Annotated in this window: 18 protein-coding genes; 12 read left to right on the top strand and 6 right to left on the bottom strand. The window is 65.4% G+C overall.

Annotated elements, in window-relative coordinates:
• Positions 1-69 precede the first annotated feature (69 nt).
• Positions 70-1,041 (bottom strand): iron exporter MbfA, encoded by a 972-nt coding sequence (gene mbfA / locus QA639_RS39625; protein WP_057016287.1) that lies wholly within the window; start codon positions 1,039-1,041, stop codon positions 70-72.
• Between the two features lie 178 nt (positions 1,042-1,219).
• On the bottom strand, positions 1,220-2,374 hold the full coding sequence (locus QA639_RS39620) for an alpha/beta hydrolase (protein ID WP_157342491.1): 1,155 nt from the start codon (positions 2,372-2,374) through the stop codon (positions 1,220-1,222).
• A gap of 104 nt (positions 2,375-2,478) precedes the next feature.
• Between QA639_RS39620 and QA639_RS39615 the strand changes: the two genes are divergently transcribed.
• Entirely contained in the window at positions 2,479-2,985 is a 507-nt protein-coding gene (locus QA639_RS39615) for a hypothetical protein (protein WP_050382556.1), read from the top strand.
• 238 nt (positions 2,986-3,223) lie between these two features.
• Here the strand turns inward: QA639_RS39615 and QA639_RS39610 are convergent, their stop codons facing one another.
• Both QA639_RS39610 and QA639_RS39605 read right to left on the bottom strand, forming a co-directional pair.
• Positions 3,224-4,768 (bottom strand): acyl-CoA synthetase, encoded by a 1,545-nt coding sequence (locus QA639_RS39610; protein ID WP_283088756.1) that lies wholly within the window; start codon positions 4,766-4,768, stop codon positions 3,224-3,226.
• A gap of 213 nt (positions 4,769-4,981) precedes the next feature.
• Entirely contained in the window at positions 4,982-6,154 is a 1,173-nt protein-coding gene (locus QA639_RS39605) for an acetyl-CoA C-acetyltransferase (protein ID WP_028336570.1), read from the bottom strand.
• Positions 6,155-6,328: 174 nt separating this feature from the next.
• Here QA639_RS39605 and QA639_RS39600 point away from each other — a divergent pair, with 174 nt between their 5' ends.
• The 9 genes from QA639_RS39600 (at position 6,329) to QA639_RS39560 (ending at position 15,863) form a co-directional block, all read left to right on the top strand.
• Complete coding sequence (locus QA639_RS39600; protein ID WP_050382560.1) at positions 6,329-6,994, top strand: TetR family transcriptional regulator; 666 nt, start codon at positions 6,329-6,331, stop codon at positions 6,992-6,994.
• A 46-nt stretch (positions 6,995-7,040) separates the two neighbouring features.
• Entirely contained in the window at positions 7,041-7,799 is a 759-nt protein-coding gene (locus QA639_RS39595; protein WP_157342323.1) for an SDR family NAD(P)-dependent oxidoreductase, read from the top strand.
• A gap of 163 nt (positions 7,800-7,962) precedes the next feature.
• Positions 7,963-8,769, top strand: a complete 807-nt coding sequence (locus tag QA639_RS39590) for an enoyl-CoA hydratase/isomerase family protein (protein WP_283088755.1) — start codon at positions 7,963-7,965, stop codon at positions 8,767-8,769.
• 41 nt (positions 8,770-8,810) lie between these two features.
• Entirely contained in the window at positions 8,811-10,679 is a 1,869-nt protein-coding gene (locus tag QA639_RS39585; RefSeq protein WP_157342319.1) for an AMP-binding protein, read from the top strand.
• Between the two features lie 132 nt (positions 10,680-10,811).
• Positions 10,812-11,939 carry an acyl-CoA dehydrogenase family protein gene (locus tag QA639_RS39580; protein WP_157342317.1) on the top strand — a complete coding sequence of 376 codons (1,128 nt, stop codon included), beginning with the start codon at positions 10,812-10,814 and terminating at the stop codon, positions 11,937-11,939.
• A gap of 117 nt (positions 11,940-12,056) precedes the next feature.
• Complete coding sequence (locus tag QA639_RS39575; protein ID WP_050382567.1) at positions 12,057-13,304, top strand: acyl-CoA dehydrogenase; 1,248 nt, start codon at positions 12,057-12,059, stop codon at positions 13,302-13,304.
• A gap of 112 nt (positions 13,305-13,416) precedes the next feature.
• The gene (locus QA639_RS39570; RefSeq protein ID WP_157342313.1) at positions 13,417-14,661 is read left to right on the top strand and encodes an acyl-CoA dehydrogenase; all 1,245 of its coding nucleotides are present in this window, start codon (positions 13,417-13,419) and stop codon (positions 14,659-14,661) included.
• Between the two features lie 2 nt (positions 14,662-14,663).
• A complete protein-coding gene (locus QA639_RS39565; RefSeq protein ID WP_157342311.1) occupies positions 14,664-15,374 on the top strand; it encodes a nitroreductase in 711 nt (236 codons plus the stop codon).
• 78 nt (positions 15,375-15,452) lie between these two features.
• Positions 15,453-15,863 (top strand): hypothetical protein, encoded by a 411-nt coding sequence (locus QA639_RS39560; protein WP_157342309.1) that lies wholly within the window; start codon positions 15,453-15,455, stop codon positions 15,861-15,863.
• Here the strand turns inward: QA639_RS39560 and QA639_RS39555 are convergent.
• Entirely contained in the window at positions 15,860-16,855 is a 996-nt protein-coding gene (locus tag QA639_RS39555) for a helix-turn-helix transcriptional regulator (protein ID WP_157342306.1), read from the bottom strand. The two genes, QA639_RS39560 and QA639_RS39555, sit on opposite strands and share 4 nt — an antisense overlap.
• Before the next feature lie 82 nt (positions 16,856-16,937).
• Between QA639_RS39555 and QA639_RS39550 the strand changes: the two genes are divergently transcribed.
• Both QA639_RS39550 and QA639_RS39545 read left to right on the top strand, forming a co-directional pair.
• Positions 16,938-17,591, top strand: a complete 654-nt coding sequence (locus QA639_RS39550; protein ID WP_157342305.1) for a glutathione S-transferase family protein — start codon at positions 16,938-16,940, stop codon at positions 17,589-17,591.
• 14 nt (positions 17,592-17,605) lie between these two features.
• A complete protein-coding gene (locus tag QA639_RS39545; RefSeq protein ID WP_028336559.1) occupies positions 17,606-18,040 on the top strand; it encodes a DUF6157 family protein in 435 nt (144 codons plus the stop codon).
• A 199-nt stretch (positions 18,041-18,239) separates the two neighbouring features.
• Here the strand turns inward: QA639_RS39545 and QA639_RS39540 are convergent, their stop codons facing one another.
• Complete coding sequence (locus QA639_RS39540; protein WP_157342303.1) at positions 18,240-19,025, bottom strand: enoyl-CoA hydratase/isomerase family protein; 786 nt, start codon at positions 19,023-19,025, stop codon at positions 18,240-18,242.
• Between the last annotated feature and the right edge of the window lie 10 nt (positions 19,026-19,035).

Genomic DNA, 19,035 nt, shown 5'->3' with positions numbered 1-19,035 from the left:
GATGGGCAGTTTGGCTGCCGCCCGCAAGCGCTGTAGCCGTGACATGGCCGCTGTGTTTGATCGGAATTGCTACGCTGCGCCGATCAGGATGCCGACCGCGAGCACGATCGCGCCACCGAGCACGATCTGGAACACCGCCTGCAGGAACGGCGTGTCCATGTAGCGCGCGCGGATGAAGGCGATCGCCCACAATTCGAAGAACACCACGATGCCGGCGATCGCGGTCGCGATCCAGAACGCGTTCGGCCAGGCGTCGGGTACCAGATAGGGAATGGTGTGGCCGAGCCCGCCGAGCGTCGTCATCAATCCGCAGGTCAGGCCGCGCAACCAGGGCGAGCCGCGGCCGGTCAGCGAGCCGTCGTCGGACAGCGCCTCGGCAAAGCCCATGCTGATGCCGGCGCCGATCGAGGCGGCAAGCCCGACCAGGAAGGTCTGCCAGTTGTGATGCGTGGCGAAGGCGGCGGCGAACAGCGGCGCCAGGGTCGAGACCGAGCCGTCCATCAATCCGGCGAGACCCGGCTGCACATATTGCAGCACGAACATCCGCCGCCGCGTGCGGTCTTCCTCGGCGCGCACGTCCGGCTTGAGGATCTCGCCGGTCAGCTTCACCGCGAGCTTCTCGTGGCCCTTCTCCTCCTCGGCGAGATCGCCGAGCAGCCGTCGCACGCCGACATCCTCGGCCTTCTCGGCGGCTTTGGCATAGAAGCGCTCGGCCTCCAGCTCCATGGTCTCGACTTCCTTGCGGATAGTGTCGAGCGGCAGGTTCTTGGTGAGCCAGATCGGGCGGCGGCGCAGGAAGCCTTTGACGTCCTCGCGCCGGATCGGCGGCAGATGCGCCCCGAAGCGCTGCTCGTAAGTTTCCAGCAGCCGGTGGCGATGGCCGCGCTCCTCCTCGGCCATCTCCTCGAAAATCTTGGCGGTGTCGGGATAGCGCCCGGCGAGATCCTCCGCGAACGTCATGTAGATGCGGCTGTCCTCCTCCTCGGAGGCGATCGCGACCGCCAGCACCTCGCGCTCGGTCAGATCGGCAAAGTTCTTCACGGCAACACCTTGTTCACCGAGTTTAGAATTAGAATAGTTCTAAACTATAGGGTTGCGCTGGCACCCGGTCAAATCCGGATCGGCCCGGATTCGCTGCTGCAGCACCGGCAAGCCGCGCGGATTGGGCGAGGAACACGCGTGAGATCAACGGGATGCGACGCGACGGCCGAATGGGCGTCTAGCGCTGCGCGCCGGCCTCTCGCAGGAATGTGAGCAGCAGCCGGCTCACCTCATCGGGCTGCTCCTGCTGCACCCAATGGCCGGCGCCGTCGACCAGATGGCAGCCGATCATGTTGATGCAGGCCTTGCGCTGCATCGCCTCGAACACGCCGGGCCGTTGATAGGTACCCCAATCCTGCTTGCCGGAAATGAAGGCGGACGGCTGGTCGATCGTGCGGTCGCTCCAGGTCTGTAGTTCCGGGACGAACGCCCCCGAGGTGCCGCAGCGATACCATTGCAGCCCGCCCTGGAATCCGGTCCGCTGATATTCGGCGCTGTAATAAGCGAGCTCGCTATCCGGCAGCCATGTGTTGGCGGCGATCGCCTCGCGTGACGGCATCTCCTCGGCGACGGTAGCGGCCATGTCCTTGGCGAGATCCATCACGTAATAGGTCGGCAGTTTTGCCAATTCGCCCGCCGACCAGGATTGCAGCGGATAAGGCTTGTTGTCTTTCCAGTCCGCGCTTTTGTGGTGGTAATAGGCGCGCAGGAAATCGTGCACGCCCTGCGGCGCGTGATGCATGTCGTCATTGGCCGGGCGCGTCGAATAGTACCATTGGTAATGCTTGCGCGGCCGCGGCAGCGCGGCGAGGTCGCGATGCACGGGGTCTTCGCTCGCGGGCTTTGCCGGCGCGCTCGCGGTGTTGAACGGCAGCGACGGCGGCCCCGAAAACGGCGCGCTCATCATCACGACCGCGCGGAACACGTCGGGCCGGATCAGCGCGCACCACGCCGCGACCGACGAGCCGAAATCGTGCCCGATCACGGCATCGACGTGCTTGTAGCCGAACGCTGCGACCAGCCCGAGCGCATCGCGCACCAGATTGGGCAGGCGGAATGACGCGAGATCGCCGTCATACTCCGCACTCCAGCCGGTGGTGCGGCCATAGCCCCGCTGGTCTGGCGCGATCACATGATAGCCGGCAGCGGCGAGCTTCGGCATCACCTTGCGCCAGGAAAATGCCAGCTCCGGAAAGCCGTGCAGCAGCAACAGACAGGGCCGGCCGGATGTTTCAAAGCCCGCTTCCAGCACATGCATGCGCAGGCCGTTGATCCCGTCGACATAACGCGAGCGGATGGTGGAGGGCAGCGGGACGTCGGGGAGCGTTTCCATCGTGCAGATCACCTGTTGGGCATCGCCGCAGAACCAGCGCATTTGGCTGTATGCTGGCGGCCATTGATTGACGATAGCAATTTTGCCCAGGGGATGCATACCGCATGCGCCACGCGAGGATTGCAGAGCTGCCCGGCTGGATGTCGCGTCTCGGCGTGATGATCGTGGCGGCAAGTCTGGTGCTGATGTCGGCGGTGCGTGCCGCCGACATCAAGCAGCTCACCGAGAAACTGCCGCGCGCCTATGTCGGCGAATTCCTGTGGGACGGCGACAACGCGGTGCAGAACGTCGTCATTACCTTCGACAAAGTGCAGGCCCTGAACGAGCAGAACGCGGAAGCGCGCGGCTGCGGTTCATATGAGGTCGGCCGCCACGTGACCAAGATCGGCGTGCAGATGTTCATCCGGCTGTCCGATCTCGAGGTCGAGATCTTCGAACGCTCGCCCGATGGCAACGGAGCGTTCGAAACCGACGGCAGCCATCGCGGCAAGCTGTCGGAAGATCTTCAGCAGATCGATGCGCAATGGACCACCACGGCATCAGGCAAGCACGGCCAGCTGCATCTGCGTGCCGTGGCATCGGTCGCGTGCGCACCGGCGGAGGATTTGTAGTGCTGCATAACGGCAGAATTGGAGACGGGGAAGCGTCGTCCGTCCTTCACCCTCCCCTGGAGGGGGAGGGTCGGCTCACGGCGAGCGCAGCGAGATGTGAGGCGGGGTGGGGTGATCTCTCAACACGGGCAGAGCCCGAGCCGACAGGCTGTCACCCCACCTCGGTTCGCATTTCATGCGAACCGATCCTCCCCCTCCAGGGGAGGATAAGAGGCACCTCCGGTGGAAGGTCGAAGATTCACGCCTTTGCTGCTGCCTTCGGCCAATAGCGGTCGCGCAGATGGCGCTTCACCAGCTTCCCGGTCGGCGTGCGCGGCAGCTCTTGTTCGAAGTCGATGCTCTTGGGGCATTTGATCGGCGACAGATGCTGCCGGCAGAAGGCGATCAGCTCGGCCTCGAGCTCCTTGCCGGCCCTGGCGATGTCGTGCGGCTGCACCACGGCCTTGACCTCTTCGCCCATCTCCTCGTTCGGCACGCCGAACACCGCGACGTCGGACACCGCGGGATGCGTGATCAGCACGTCCTCGGTCTCCTGCGGGTAGATGTTCACGCCGCCGGAGATGATCATGTAGCTCTTGCGGTCGGTGAGATAGAGGAAGCCCTCTTCGTCGAGGTAGCCGACATCGCCGAGCGTCGACCAGCCCTTGGCGTTGTAGGCCTTCTTCGTCTTCTCCGGATCGTTGTGGTAGCTGAACGCCGGCGCGTCGGCGAAATAGACCTGGCCGATCTGGCCGGTCGGCGCCTCCTCGTCGTTCTCGTCGAGGATCTTGACCTTGCCGACCACCGCGCGGCCGACCGTGCCGCGATGGGTCAGCCATTGCTGCGAGGTCGAGACGGTGACGCCGTTGCCTTCGGAGCCGGCGTAGTACTCGATCAGGATCGGTCCCCACCATTCGATCATCTTCGCCTTGACGTCGACCGGGCAGGGCGCCGCGGCGTGGATCGCGCCCTTCAGCGACGAGACCTTATAGCGGCTCCGCACCTCGTCGGGCAGCTTCAGCATGCGCACGAACATGGTCGGCACCAGCTGCGACTGCGTCACCTTGTGCTTCTCGACCTGCTTCAGAAATTCCTCGGCGTCGAAATGCTCCATGATGACGGAGGTGCCGCCAAGCACGGTCGCCATCATGTTGAAGCGCAGGGGAGCCGCGTGATAGAGCGGCGCCGGCGACAGATAGATGCTGTCGGCGTTCATGCCGCACATGTCGGCGGTGAGGATCCGCAGGAACGGATTCGGCACGTCGATCCGGTTGCCCTCGAATTCCTTCTTGATGCCCTTGGGCCGGCCGGTGGTGCCGGAGGAATACAGCATGTCATAGCCGGCGACCTCGTCGGCGACCGGCGTGGTGGGCTGCTCGGCGGCTTCCCTGTCATAGGAGCGGAAGCCGGGGGCGGGCTCGTCCATCATGTAGAACAGCGGCTCGCCCACCTCGCCCTTGATCAGACCTTTCACCTTGTCGGCGCATTGCGGTGTGGTGATGAACACCTTCGCGCCGCAGTCCTTGATGATGTAGGCGATCTCTTCTTCCGTCAGGTAGCGGCTGATCGCCGTGTAATAGAGACCAGAGCGCTGCGCGGCCCAGCAGATCTCCATGAAGGCGAGCCGGTTTTCCATCAACAGCGCGATGTGGTCGCCCGCCTTCAGGCCGAGCGAGCGGAACAGATGCGCGCCCTGGTTCGAAAGCTCGTCGAGCTCGCGATAGGTGATGGCCTTGCCGGACGCCGCCATCTGATAGGCGATCTTGTTCGGATGGGTGCGCGCGTGGATGGACGGATGGGTCACAGACGTTTCCTCGGGTGTTGCCTCAGGCGATGCGTCGTCCCGGCGAAAGCCGGGACCCATAACCACCGCTTTGTGTTGTTGGAATGAGTTGGGGCCGCAGCCCGGCATAACCACAAGCACCTGTGGTTATGGGTCCCGGCTCAAGGCCGGGACGACACCTTTTGTATGGAGGTTCTTGCGGCCTCTCACCGCTTCCTAGGAGTCAGGCGCTTCTTACAGCCGCTCGACAATCGTCACATTCGCCATGCCGCCGCCTTCGCACATGGTCTGCAGGCCGTAGCGCTTGTTGCGCTGCTTGAGGGCATGCAGCAACGTCGTCATCAGCTTGGTGCCGCTGCCGCCGAGCGGATGGCCGAGCGCGATCGCGCCGCCATTGACGTTGAGCCGGGCCGGATCGGCGCCGGTGGTCTTCAGCCACGCGGTCGGCACCGAGGCGAAGGCCTCGTTGACCTCGAACAGGTCGATGTCGTCGATCTTCATGCCGGCCTTCTGCAGCGCGCGCTGGGTTGCCGGCAGCGGCGCTTCCAGCATGATCACGGGGTCGCCGCCCATCATGGTGAGGTGATGGATGCGCGCCATCGGCTTGACGCCGAGCGCCTTCAGGCCCTTCTCGTTGACGACCATGACGCCGGAGGCGCCGTCGCAAATCTGGCTGGCGCTCGCCGCGGTGAGCTTGCCGTTCTCGGCGATCAGCTTGACGCCCTTGATGCCTTCGAGGCTGGCGTCGAAACGGATGCCTTCGTCGATGTGATGGGTGTCGGTCGAGCCGTCAGCGCGGGTGATCTTGACCGGCACGATCTCGTCCTTGAAGTGGCCGGCTTGCGTCGCCGCGATCGCTCGCTGATGGCTGTTATAGGAGTATTCGTCGAGCTCATCCTTCGACAGACCGTACTTCTCGGCCATCATCTCCGCGCCGGTGAACTGGCTGAACACGATGTTGGGATACTTCGCCTCGATGCCCGGGCTCTTGTAGTGGCCGAAGCCGTTCTTGGCGGGTAGCGAGGAGGCAAGGCCCATCGGCACGCGGGTCATCGATTCCACGCCGGCGGCGATCACGCAGTCCATCGTGCCGCTCATCACCGCCTGCGCTGCGAAGTGCAGCGCCTGCTGCGAGGAGCCGCATTGGCGGTCGATCGAGGTGGCCGGCACGCTCTCCGGCAGCTTCGAGGCCATCACCGCATTGCGCGCGATGTTGGTGGACTGCTCGCCGGTCTGCATCACGCAGCCCATGATCACGTCCTCGACCTGCGCGGGGTCGGCGCCTGATCGTTCGACCAGCGCATCGAGCACGGTCGCAGCCAGATCGGCCGGATGCCAGCCGGCGAGACGCCCTCCCTTGCGGCCGCCCGCGGTGCGAGCGGCGGCGACGATATATGCCTCGGCCATGTCTGATCTCCCTGATGTTTCCGGATTGGGCGGTCTGAAAGTTGGGCCGGATTTAAGGGGTGGCTCAGCATTTAGTCAATCAATCAATTAACTCTTGAGTGCGGCCCCGCCATGGGCTTATGTGCGGCCTCGATTTACCGTCGAACCCTGACCTAAAGCGGGACCAGAGCGCAGTTGAATACCAGCGTACCGACGAGACTTCCGGCCGGCAAAAATGCCACCGCCGACAAGCTATTGGTTGCGGCCAGCGAGCTGATGATCGAGCGCGCCTCGATCGAGGTCTCGTTGTCCGACATCGCGCAGAAGTCGGGCGTCAACGCCGCGCTGGTGAAATATCATTTCGGCAACAAGGACGGGCTGTTGCTGGCGCTGCTGGCGCGCGACGCCGCCACCGAGATGTCGCAGCTCGAATATCTCATCAGCCAGCCGATCACGCCGTCCGCGAAACTGCGCCTGCATATCGGCGGCATCATCCGCGCCTATCACCAGTTCCCCTATATGAACCGGCTGATTCATTACCTCCTGCACGAGAGCTCGCCGGCCGCCGCGAACGAGGTGTCGAAATTCTTCGTCGCGCCGCTCCTGGACTTTCACCGCCGGCTGCTCGCCGAAGGCATCAAGGCCGGCGAATTCCGCAAGATCGATCCGGTGCTGTTCTACACCAGCCTGATCGGCGCCTGCGATCATCTGTTTTTCGGCCGCCACGCGATGTCGCGCGCGGTCGGTGTCGGTCCGGTCACCGATGAGGTCTGCCGCGATTACATCAAGCATATGGAAGCCTTGATCTTCGGCGGCGTGCTCAATCCCGATAAGGAAACGGCAGCAGTCGCCGCCGGATAACAAGTTCGAAGTCTAGAGAAGAAACGCCCAAGGAAAGGTTGTATCCATGCAGTTGAAAGACGTTGCCGTTCTCATCACCGGCGGTGGCTCCGGCCTTGGTGCCGCAACCGCGCGCGCCATGGCCGCCAAGGGCGCCAAGATCGGCGTGATCGACCAGAACAAGGAAAATGCCGAGAAGGTCGCCGCCGAGGTGAAGGGCGTTGCGCTGCATGCCGACGTCACCGACGAGGACGCGATCAAGGCGGCGATTGCCAAGGCTGAGACCGCGCACGGCATCGCGCGCGTTCTGATGAACTGCGCCGGCATCGGCGGTTCGCAGCGCATCGTCGGCAAGGACGGCGTCTATCCGCTGGCCAAGTTCGTCCGCATCATCAACGTCAATTTGATCGGCACCTTCAACGTGCTGCGCCTGTTCGCCGAGCGGCTGGCGACCGAAGCCCCGATCGGCGAGGAGCGCGGCGTCGCGATCAACACCGCGTCGGTCGCGGCCTATGAAGGCCAGATCGGCCAGATCGCCTATTCGGCCTCGAAGGGCGGCGTCGTCGGCCTCACGCTGCCGGCCGCGCGCGACCTCGCCAGCCTGAAGATCCGCGTCAACACCATCGCGCCGGGCCTGTTCCTGACGCCGTTGCTGATGGGTCTCAACGAGGAAGCGCGCAAGAGTCTCGGCGCCCAGGTGCCGCATCCGGCCCGCCTCGGTGATGCCTCGGAATACGGCAACCTCGCGGTCCACATCGTCGAGAACCCGATGCTCAACGGCGAAACCATCCGCCTCGACGGCGCCATCCGCATGGCGCCGCGCTAAGCCACAAGCTCGACTGTCGTCCCGGCGAAAGCCGGGACCCACACTCCGCGGCGTCTGTAACAGGCAAACCTGGCAGACGCCGCGCAAGACAACAACAGCCTGTGGTTATGGATCCCGGCTCGCGCTTTGCTTGGCCGGGACGACGGTCGGGAGGACCATGCGCGTGTCTCAGCCGCTGCTGATCGAACATCACGAAGGGGTCGATTGGGTCACGCTCAATCGCCCCGAGAGCCTCAACGCACTCGATCCTTCGCTGATCGACGCGCTCAACCTCTATTTCCAGGGCCTGCAGCGCAATCGCGACACCCGCGTCGTGGTGCTGAAGGGCGCCGGTGCGAATTTCTGCGCCGGGCTCGACCTCAAGCACGCGATGGCGCGCCGCGGCGGGCAGACCGAGCCGTCCGGCGTCACCGAGTCGCTTGACTCGCAGCGCCGCATTGCCGACATCGTGATGCTGATGCGGCGCGCTCCGCAGCCGATCATCGCGCTCGTGCAGGGCGCGGCCGCCGGCGGCGGCTTCGCGCTGGCGCTCGCGGCCGACATCCGCATCGCGGCGAAGAACGCACGGATGAACTGCGCCTTCATCAAGCTTGGTCTCGGCGGCTGCGATATCGGCACCAGCTATTTCCTGCCGCGCCTCGTCGGCGTGTCGGTTGCTTCCGAATTGATCCTCACCGGGCGCTTCATCCAGGCCGACCGCGCGCTTGCGGTCGGCCTGGTGTCCGAGGTGGTCGAGGTCGCCGATCTTGATGCTGCGGCCAATCCTTATGTCGAGGCCATGATGACGGCCTCGCCGGTCGGTCTCCGCCTCTCGAAGGAATGCATCAACATGAGCGTCGATGCCGGCTCGATCGAGGCCGTGATTGCGATGGAGGATCGCAATCAGGTGCTGTGCAGCCGCTCGGAGGATTTCCAGGAGGGCATCAGGGCCTTTCTCGAGAAACGAAAGCCTGTCTATATCAGGCGCTGAGAACAGATCCTTTTAAGGACAGAAATTCCGGGAGACGCAAAATGGATGGAGACGCGGCGATGCTGACGAAACCTGCCTTTCGCAAGGTGGATTGGCTCGCACGTGACATCGCGGTCGAGCAGCGCGACGACGGCACGGTCGTCCTGAAGTCGCGGATTCCGCTCCAGACCTACGAGACGCATATTCCGGCCTATCTCGCCAAATGGGCGGCGCAGGCGCCGGAGCGGATCTGGCTTGCGCAACGCGGTGGTCCCGACCGGCAATGGCGCAAGGTCTCTTATGGCGAAGCCAAGCGCACCGTCGATGCGCTGACGCAAGGCCTGCTCGATCTCGGCGTTGGCGACGGCCGGCCCGTCGCGATCCTCTCGGGCAATTCGATCGAGCACGCGCTGATGACGCAGGCCGCGATGCAGGCGCGGCTGCCGGCCGCGCCGGTGTCGCCGGCCTATTCGCTGATGAGCCAGGATCATCTCAAGCTCAAATACCTGTTCAACCTGATCAAGCCGGCCGTCGTGATGGTGCAGGACGGCCCGACCTTCGGGAAAGCGCTCAAAGCGCTCGATCTCACCGGCATCACGGTCGTCCACGTTCTGCGTCCCTGCGAGGGGATCAAGAGCACGGCCTTTGCCGATCTCGCGGCAACGCCGGTGACGGCCGCGGTCGGCGCCTCCATTGCGAAGATCACGCCCAAGACCGTCGGCAAGCTGCTGTTCACCTCAGGTTCGACCGGGATGCCCAAGGCCGTCATCAACACCCAGGAGATGATGTGCGCCAACGCGGCGATGATGATGCAGGTGCGCCCGCGTGAAACGGAGGGACCGATCCCGACCGTGCTCGACTGGATGCCGTGGAATCACACCATGGGCGGCAACGCCGCGTTCAATCCGGTGCTGGTCGACGGCGGCACGCTCTATATCGACGACGGCCGGCCGATGCCGGGCCAGCTCGAGGAGACCATCAGGAACCTGCGCGAGGTGTCGCCGACCTATTACGCCAACGTGCCGGCCGGCTATGCCGCGCTCGCGGCCGCAATGGAGAAGGACGAGGCGCTGTGCGCGAGCTTCTTCAAGAACCTCTCGATCATGGCCTATGGCGGCGCCCGGCTGCCCGACGATCTCTATGACCGCATGCAGGCGCTGGCGGTGAAGACCACCGGCGAGCGGATCGTGTTCTACACCGGCTGGGGCTCGACCGAGACCGCGCCGACCTCGACCGGCACCTATTGGGACACCGAGCGCGTCGGCCTGATCGGCCTGCCGTTCCCCGGCGTCGAGCTGAAGATGGTGCCGTGCGGCTCGAAATACGAATTGCGGCTGCGCGGCGTCAACGTCACGCCCGGCTATTTCGGCCAGCCGGACCTCACGGCGAAGATGTTCGACGAGGAGGGCTTCTACTGCATCGGCGATGCCGGCGTGTTCGTGAACCCCGAAGACCCGCTGCAGGGCATCATCTTTGCCGGCCGCGTGGTCGAGGATTTCAAGCTGACCACCGGCACCTTCGTTCATGTCGGCTCGCTGCGCACCGATGCCATCGCCGCCGCGACGCCGGTCGTACATGACGCGCTGGTCGCGGGGCAGGACCGTGAGTTCATCGGCCTGTTGTGCTGGCCGAACCTGCATGCCTGCCGCCAGCTCGTCGGCAATGCCGACGCAAGCTATGAGGACGTGATCCGGCATCCCGACGTGGTCGCCTGCCTCAGAAAGGGCTTGCAGGCGCACAACGCCTCCACCACCGGCAGCAGCATGCGCATCGCGCGTGCGATGCTGATGGTCGAGCCGCCGTCGATCGACGGCAACGAGCTTACCGACAAGGGCTACATCAACCAGCGCGCCGGCCTCGAACGCCGCGCCGCACTGGTGGAGAAGCTGTATGCCGGCAAGCCCGGCGACGACGTGATCATCTTGAACTGATCATACGAAAGCAAACACGTCATTCCGGGGCACGCGAAGCGTGAACCCGGAATCCAGAGGTTCCTTACGTCGAGATTCCGGGCTCGATGCCGCGCATCGCCCCGGAATGACAGCAAGTAAAAGGTAAGCGCCATGAATTTCGATTTCTCCGACGAACAGAAGCAGATGCGCGACGAGGCGCGGAAGTTCCTCAGCGAACAGTGCCCGCCGAAGGCCGTGCGCGAGGTGCTCGACGGCAAGGCGCCTTACGACAAGGCGCTGTGGAAGGGCCTCGCCGAGATGGGTTTCCTCGGCGTCGCGATCCCGGAACAGTTCGGCGGCGCGGGCGCCGGCCATCTCGAACTCTGCGTGATCGCGGAGGAAATGGGCCGCGCGCTGGCGCCGGTGCCGTTCTCCTCCACCGTCTATCTCGCCGCCGAAGCGATCCTGATCGCAGGCAGTGACGCGCAGAAGCAGAAGTGGCTGCCGAAGATCGCCGCGGGCGAAGCCATCGGCACGCTGGCGCTGTTCGAGGGCAAGGGCAATCCGTCGCCGAAGGCGATCAAGGTCACGGCCAATGGCGGTGTGCTCAACGGCGTCAAGAAGCCGGTGCCGGATGGTGCGATCGCCGATTTCGCCGTGGTCGCCGCGCGCACCGGCTCGAGCGGACGCGAGTCCGATATTTCCTTGTTCATCGTCGACCTCAAGGCCGGCGGCGTCGAGGTCAAGTCGCTCACCAACATCGACCTGACCCGCGGCCAGGCCGAATTCAGCTTCAAGGATGCGAAGGCCGAGCCGCTCGGCGCGGCCGGCGAGGGCTGGAGCGTCATCACCCAGGTGCTGGATCGCGCAGCCGTATTGACGGCGTTCGAGCAGGTCGGCGGCGCCGACCGCGCGCTGGAGATGGGCCGCGACTATGCGCTCGACCGTATCGCGTTCGGCCGTCCGATCGGCTCGTTCCAGGCGGTCAAGCACATGCTGGCCGACATGTATGTCTCGGCGACCCTGGCGCGCTCGAATTGCTACTACGGCGCCTGGGCGCTCTCGACCAATGCCGGCGAATTGCCGGAAGCGGCCGCCGCCGCGCGCATCAGCGCGACGCAGGCGTTCCAGCATTGCGCCAAGAACAACATCCAGGTGCATGGCGGCATGGGCTTCACCTGGGAGTTCGACTGCCACATGTACTACCGCCGCGCCAATGCCGTGGCGCTCGGTCTCGGCAGCCTGTCCTATTGGGAAGACGCGCTGATCGACCGCATGCGCAAGAAGAACGCGGCGTAACGCTACGATTCGTCGTTCCGGGGCGCGCGTAGCGCGAACCCGGAATCCAGAGGTTGGGAATCGAGATTCCGGGTTCGGTGCTGCGCATCGCCCCGGAATGACGGAAAGAAAGCCACCATGAATTTCGACGACACCCCGCAGGAGGCCGCATTCCGCGCCGAGGCGAAAGCCTGGATCGCGGCCAATGCGCCGAAGCAATATGAGGACGAGCTGCGCAAGGCCTCGCTCGGCCGTGTTGCGCTCAAGGGCGCCAATATCCTCGAGGTCGCAAAGGCCTGGCAGAAGAAAAAGGCCGATGCCGGCTGGGCCTGCCTGCACTGGCCGAAGGAGTATGGCGGCCGCGGCTCATCGCCGATCGAGCGCGTGATCTGGCAACAGGAGGAGGGCCCGTTCGGCCGCCTCAGCTCGATGTTCATCATCGGCCACGGCATGTGCGGCCCGACCATGATGGCGTTCGCCGGCGAGGAGCAGAAGCGCAAATATCTGCCGCCGCTCGCCTCCGGCGAGAAGATCTGGTGCCAGCTGTTCTCCGAGCCGGCCGGCGGCTCCGACGTCGCCGGCCTGCGCACCCGCGCCGAGAAGCACGGCGACGAGTGGGTGATCAACGGCCAGAAGATCTGGACCTCAGGCGCGCATTATTCCGACTACGGCATCCTGCTCACCCGCACCGACCCGACCGTGCCGAAGCACAAGGGCCTCACCATGTTCTTCCTGGACATGAAGAGCCCGGGCGTCGAGGTCAGGCCGATCAAGCAGGCGAGCGGCGCCTCCGACTTCAACGAGGTCTATTTCACCGACGTGCGCATTCCGGACTCGCAGCGGCTCGGCAATGTCAATGACGGCTGGAACGTGTCGCTGACCACACTGATGAACGAGCGGATGTCGATCGGCGCCGGCGTCGCCACCGGCTTTCCCGAGCTGTTCGACTTCTGCAACAGCCTGATGCTGGAGGACGGCCCCGCGATCGAGAACCGTGCGGTGCGCTCCAAGCTCGCCAACTGGGCCGTGAAGGCGAGCGGGCTGAAATACACCAGCATGCGCGCGATCTCGGCGCTGTCGAAGGGCGAGCGTCCGGGACCGGAGAATTCGATCGGCAAGCTGGTCGCCGGCTCGATGATCCAGGACGTCGCGACCTACGCGCTCGATCTGCAGGGCGCGGCCGGCGCGCTGAGCGGGATTGAGGATGCCGAGGTCGCCGGCAAATTCCAGGCGATGCTGCTGCGCGCGCCGGGCACCCGCGTCGAGGGCGGCACCGACGAGATCATGCGCAACATCATCGCCGAGCGCGTGCTGGGCCTGCCCGGAGATATCCGCGTCGACAAGGATGTTCCCTTCAACAAGATCCCGACCAAGGGAAGAGCTTAACCGTCGTTCCGGGGCGGCGCGAAGCGGCGAACCCGGAACCTCGAGCGACATAACTTCTAGATTCCGGGTTCGCACTGCGCGCGCCCCGGAATGACAAAGAAAAGGAGCCGCCATGAATTTCGATGACACGCCGCAGGAAGCCGAATTCCGCGCCATCGCCCGCAAGTGGATCGCGGCCAACGCGCCGAAGGAGTTCGAAGAGGAGCTCTCGAAGTCGTCGCTCGGCCGCATCCGGCTCGCCAGGCACGACATGGTCGCGGTCGGCAAGGCCTGGCAGAAGAAGAAGGCGGAGGGCGGCTGGGCCTGCCTGCACTGGCCGAAGGAATATGGCGGCCGCGGCGCCACCCCGATCGAGCGCGTGATCTGGCAGCAGGAAGAGGGCGTCTACGGCAAGCTGACCCAACCGTTCCAGATCGGCGAGGGCATGTGCGGCCCGACCGTGATGGCCTGGGGCAGCGAGGAGGCCAAGCGCCGCTATCTGCCGAAGCTCGCCTCCGGTGAGGAGATCTGGTGTCAGCTGTTCTCCGAGCCGTCGGCCGGCTCCGACGTCGCGGGGCTGCGCACCCGCGCCGAGAAGAAGGGCGACAACTGGGTCGTCAACGGCCAGAAGATCTGGACCTCAGGCGCGCATTACTCCGACTACGGCCTGTTGATCGCGCGCACCGATCCGAATGTGACGAAGCACAAGGGTCTGACGATGTTCTTCCTCGACATGAAGAGCCCCGGCGTCGAGGTGCGGCCGATCAAGCAGGCCAACGGCATGCAGGAGTTCAACGAGGTCTATTTCACCGACGTCGTGATCCCGGACAGCCAGCGGTTGGGGGCGGTCGGCGAGGGCTGGAGCGTGTCGCTGACCACGCTGATGAACGAGCGCATGTCGATCGGCGCGCGGCTCGCCACGGGCGTGCCCGAGATGTTCGAGTTCTGCTCCAATTTGATGCTGGAGGACGGTCTTGCGATCGACGATCCGGCGGTGCGCTCCAGGCTTGCGAGCTGGGCGGTGAAGGCGAGCGGGCTGAAATACACCAGCTACCGCGCCATCTCGGCGCTGTCGAAGGGCGAGCGACCGGGCCCGGAAAACTCCATCGGCAAGCTCGTCTCCGGCCTGATGCTGCAGGATATCGCGACCTTTGCGATGGACCTCGAGGGCGCGGCGGGCAGCCTCGCCGGCACCGATGAGGAGCAGGCCAACGGCCAGTTCCAGCAGATGCTGCTGTCGTCGCCCTCGATGCGCATCGCCGGCGGCACCGACGAGATCCTGCGCAACATCATCGCCGAGCGCGTGCTGGGCCTGCCCGGCGACATCCGCGTCGACAAGGACGTGCCCTACAACAAGATCCCGACCAAGGGGCGCTGAGCATGGATGCCACCACCAAGCCGCGCTACCCGACCGAGGACCGCATCGGCGCGCTCGAGGAATTGCTCAACGAGCGCTACTCGGTGCGCGCGTTCCAGCCGCGCGAGGTGCCGCGCGAGGTCATCGAGCACATTCTGTCGACCGCGCAGCGCACCGCATCCTGGTGCAACAGCCAGCCTTGGCAGGTGCTGATCGTCTCCGGCGAGGCCAAGGAGCGGTTTCGCAAGGCGATCTATGCCGAGGCGTCGCGCGGCCTCGGCGAGGATTACGACTTCACGCCGCCGCGCGAATATGTCGGGGTCTATCTGGAGCGCCGCCGCGAAAGCGGTTTCCAGCTCTACAATACGCTCGGCATCGCGCGCGGCGACAAGCCGGCCTACGCGAAACAGGCGCTGGAGAACTACAATTTCTTCGGCGCGCCGCACATTGCCGTGGTCCACACCAATGAGCCGCTCGGCATCTATGGTGCGATCGACTGCGGCGGCTATGTCTCGAACTTCATGCTGGCGGCGCAGGCGCTCGGCCTCGGCAGCATCCCGCAGGCGGCGATCGCGCGCCATTCCGGGCTGATCCGCCGTCATTTCAACCTGGCCGACGATCGCCGGGTTGTCTGCGGTATCTCGTTCGGCTATGCCGATCATGCGCACAAGGTGAACAGCTACCGCACGTCGCGCGCGACCGTGGAAGATACTGTCACATTCGTCGATGTATAGTTTCCTCAAGGCGGGAAGGCCGGTTCACCCTCCCGCCGAGGACAAGAAGAGCTACAAGAAGAAACGACAAGAACAACAATGGCGAATAACGCCTCCCTGACGCCGGCGGAGATCAGCTGGCAGCTGCACCGTCTGCCTGCGCTCGAGCGCGACGCGTTCATCACGGCGCATTATGTGGGGCAGCCCGTCGCCTGGAAGACCCGCTTCTTCGACGCGATCGACTGGGGCGCGGGCTCGGTGCTGCAATTCAGCTTCCTGCAGCGCGGCTGGCATCGCCATTCCCGGCTCGACAATCCGATCTATGCCTATATCGACATCGAGCAACATCCGGAAACCCGCGGCCTGCGCCGCGGCCGGCGGATCGACCTTGAGGGCACCATCAAGGGCGTCGACTTCGTGACCGGGATTACGCTGACGCTGGACAAGTTCGAGATCCTGCCGGTCAATTTTTTCGATCGCTTCGTCATCAGCTCCGATAGCCGGTATTAACGGCGGGCAGCGCGGCGGGCCGGCGCGTCGGCATAGCGGGCGGCCATCGCGCCCGTCAGCTCGGCCATCTTCTCGCGCAACTCTGGCGGCGCGACCACTTCGGCCTCGGCGCCGAGCCGCAGCAATTCGGTCGCTGCATGCCACACCGTCTTGCCGACCGGCATGGTGGCGAGCCGCCAGCCGTCGGCGTCGGTACCATCAGCGAGCTGCATCCGCGCCTTCACGTAAGGGTGGGCCAGCGCATCGAACAGTTTCAGCCCGAGCGGCGACAGCCGCACCGTGGCCTCGTTCGGATGCAGCTCGGCCTCCAGCCGCTCGATCGAGGCGCGCCAATAGGCGGCGAGGTCGAACTCCGCGGACCGCGCGAACGGCGTCTCCAGCACCGCGCAATCCAGCACGCGGGCGACGCGGTAGGTGCGCACATTGCCGTCGACGAGGCCGGCGAGATACCAGCTGCCGCCCTTCAGCACGAGGCCGAGCGGCGCCACGCGCCGCCGCTTCTCGGCCTTCCAGCTCTGGTAGCGGATCTCGAGCATGGACTCGCGCAGCACGGCGCCGGCGATGGCGCGCAGATGCTTCGGCTCCTCGGTCTCGCCGAACCAGCCGGGCGCGTCGAGATGGAAGCGCTGCTGCATCCCTCGCGCGTTGGGCCGCAGGTTCTCCGGCAGCGCCGCCATCAGCTTGGTCTGCGCCGCCACCATCGCGGCATCGAGGCCGAGCGCTGCGGCGGGCCCCGGGAGACCGGCCATGAACAGCGCCTCGGCCTCGCCCTGCGACAGGCCGTTGAGCCGCACGCGATAGCCGTCGAGCAGGCGATAGCCGCCCTCGGCGCCACGGTCGGCGTAAACCGGAACGCCGGCGGCGGCCAGCGCGTCGATGTCGCGATAGATCGTGCGCACCGAGACCTCGCAAGCTTCCGCCAGCTCAAGTGCGGTGACCTGCCCCCGCGCCTGCAGGGTGGTGAGGATGGAAAACAGCCGGCTCGCGCGCATGGCCAAATCATACCTGACACAAGATGTCAGGTATAGGCAGTCATAAGGAGGCCATGCCCCGACGGCGCCAGGAGACCCGATCATGACCACCGCTGCCCCCACCGACCGCGTCACGCTGTATTATTCGCCGCAGAGCCGCGCCACCGGCACCCGCGTGCTGCTGGAGGAACTCGGCGCGCCCTATGACCTGCGGGTCCTGAACATGAAGGCCGGCGAGCAGCGCAAGGCCGCCTATCTCACCATCAATCCGCTCGGCAAGGTGCCGGCGATCCGCCACGGCGACGCGCTGGTCACCGAGCAGGTCGCGATATTCATCTATCTCGCCGATCTGTTTCCGCAGGCCGGCCTGACGCCGGCGCTGAACGATCCGCGCCGCGGCCCGTATCTGCGCTGGATCGCCTACTACGGTTCATCGTTCGAGCCGGCCGTGATCGACCATTTCATGAAGCGCGAGCCCGCGCCGATCACGCAGTCGCCCTATGCCGATTACGACACCATGCTGGGCGCGCTGGAATCGCAGCTGGCAAAGGGGCCCTATCTGCTCGGCGAGGAGATCACGGCGGCCGACATCCTCTGGGGCATCGCGCTCTCTTGGACCATGATGTTGGGCATCGTGCCGAAAAGGGACGTGTTCGTCCGCTATGCCGAGCGCATCGCCGCGCGCCCGGCCTTCCAGCGCATATCGAAGGCCGACGACGAGATGGCGGCGCAGCATGCCGCGGCCGCCGGAGTGTGATACGGATCGGGCCGATGGCGAAAGTCCTGCACAGCACCAACTGCTTCAACACCTTGATCCGCGTCGCGGAGGACTGCCCGGCGCAGCGCGGCGAGGAGCCGCAGTTGCGCGGCGGCCAGCCGACGGTCGCCGTGTTGCAATACCGGATGATCGCGGGCGCGCCCTACAAGTACACCTCCGACGACGTCGTGTTCGCGACGTCGGCGGCCGGCCGCGCGCTCGATGCGAAAGCCGCGAAGAAGGCGCGCTGCCTCGCCCGCGAGACGTTCTTCTCGCGCGGCCAGGCCTGCATGCGCGCCTCGCCGCTCGGCAAGCGCTTCGGCTGGGGTGTCCATGCCGACGCCGAGGGGCGCATCGCGCTCTACGCCGTCGACAGCAAGCGCTACCAGGCACTCGCCGCGGATCCCGACATCGCGCAGGTCCGCGCGATGCGGAGCAAGCGGGCGTGAAGAGGCACTGCTCTCATCCTCCTCTGGAGGGGGAGGATCGGTTCGCATGCAATGCGAACCGAGGTGGGGTGATCTCTCCACTCGGGCACCGTTCGTGCTGAGAGATCACCCCACCCCGTCTCACATTCCACTGCGCTCCATGTGACCCGACCCTCCCCCTCCAGGGAGGGTGAAGGGGAGTGTGCCGTGCGACCAATCGCTAAAACCGCGGCGCCCGCTTCTCGGCGAAGGCCTTGATGCCTTCCTTGATCTCGTCGCCGCGCATGCTCTCGCGGTGACGGGCGTCGGCGGCGGCCTCGTCCAGCTCGCCGCGGGCGAATTCGTTGATCGCGCGCTTCATGCCGGCCATCGCCTTTGGCGCATTGCCGGCCAGGATCGTCGCGACCTTGTCGACCTCCTCGTCGAGCAGGTCGAGCGATACCATCGCGGTGAGATAGCCGATCCGCAGCATCTCGGGCGCCGATATCTTCTGCGCGGTGAGGAACAGCATCTTGGCGTTGTCGACGCCGAGCCGCGTGACGTAGCGCTGGATGCCGCTCTTGTAATAGTGCAGCCCGAGCCGCGCCGCCGGCATGAACATCTCGGCGGTATCGACGCCGATGCGGAAGTCGCAGGCGAGCGCGAGGTCGGTCGAGCCGCCATAGACGCCGCCATTGAGCCGGCAGATCGTCGGCACACTGAGATCCTCGAGGCGGTTGACCACGACCTCGAACGCCGAGCCCGCGCTCTGCTGTTCGCTCGCGCTCACCGCGCGCTCGGCGACCGAGTTGAGGTCGTAGCCGGCGGAGAACGCGCGGCCGGTTCCGGTTAGCACCAGCACGCGGATCGCGGGATCGGCCTCGATCCGGTCGAACAATGTCAGCAGCTCGCCGAGATCCTCGGCCTGCAGGCGGTTGAGGTGCTTCGGCCGGTTGAGGCGGATCGTTGCGCGCGGGCCCGCGATTTCGAGCACGGGTCCGCTGGCGGTGTCGGCCGCGTCAGCCATCTTGGTCTCC

It is taken from the genome of Bradyrhizobium pachyrhizi (assembly GCF_029714545.1).
In the GTDB taxonomy this organism is placed as follows: Bacteria; Pseudomonadota; Alphaproteobacteria; order Rhizobiales; family Xanthobacteraceae; genus Bradyrhizobium; species Bradyrhizobium pachyrhizi.
The sequence above is the reverse complement of the archived record's forward strand: the minus strand, read 5'-3'. Positions and strand labels throughout refer to the sequence as shown.

Bases quoted from the DNA above. Each gene is read 5' to 3' on its own strand.
- QA639_RS39545 (WP_028336559.1), top strand. From the start codon at position 17,606: ATGGCGAAAGTCCTGCACAGCACCAACTGCTTCAACACCTTGATCCGC.
- QA639_RS39605 (WP_028336570.1), bottom strand. From the start codon at position 6,154: ATGGCCGAGGCATATATCGTCGCCGCCGCTCGCACCGCGGGCGGCCGC.
- QA639_RS39555 (WP_157342306.1), bottom strand. From the start codon at position 16,855: ATGCGCGCGAGCCGGCTGTTTTCCATCCTCACCACCCTGCAGGCGCGG.
- QA639_RS39560 (WP_157342309.1), top strand. From the start codon at position 15,453: ATGGCGAATAACGCCTCCCTGACGCCGGCGGAGATCAGCTGGCAGCTG.
- QA639_RS39620 (WP_157342491.1), bottom strand. From the start codon at position 2,374: ATGGAAACGCTCCCCGACGTCCCGCTGCCCTCCACCATCCGCTCGCGT.
- QA639_RS39575 (WP_050382567.1), top strand. From the start codon at position 12,057: ATGAATTTCGACGACACCCCGCAGGAGGCCGCATTCCGCGCCGAGGCG.
- QA639_RS39570 (WP_157342313.1), top strand. From the start codon at position 13,417: ATGAATTTCGATGACACGCCGCAGGAAGCCGAATTCCGCGCCATCGCC.
- QA639_RS39550 (WP_157342305.1), top strand. From the start codon at position 16,938: ATGACCACCGCTGCCCCCACCGACCGCGTCACGCTGTATTATTCGCCG.
- QA639_RS39580 (WP_157342317.1), top strand. From the start codon at position 10,812: ATGAATTTCGATTTCTCCGACGAACAGAAGCAGATGCGCGACGAGGCG.
- QA639_RS39615 (WP_050382556.1), top strand. From the start codon at position 2,479: ATGCGCCACGCGAGGATTGCAGAGCTGCCCGGCTGGATGTCGCGTCTC.
- QA639_RS39585 (WP_157342319.1), top strand. From the start codon at position 8,811: ATGGATGGAGACGCGGCGATGCTGACGAAACCTGCCTTTCGCAAGGTG.
- QA639_RS39540 (WP_157342303.1), bottom strand. From the start codon at position 19,025: ATGGCTGACGCGGCCGACACCGCCAGCGGACCCGTGCTCGAAATCGCG.
- QA639_RS39595 (WP_157342323.1), top strand. From the start codon at position 7,041: ATGCAGTTGAAAGACGTTGCCGTTCTCATCACCGGCGGTGGCTCCGGC.
- QA639_RS39565 (WP_157342311.1), top strand. From the start codon at position 14,664: ATGGATGCCACCACCAAGCCGCGCTACCCGACCGAGGACCGCATCGGC.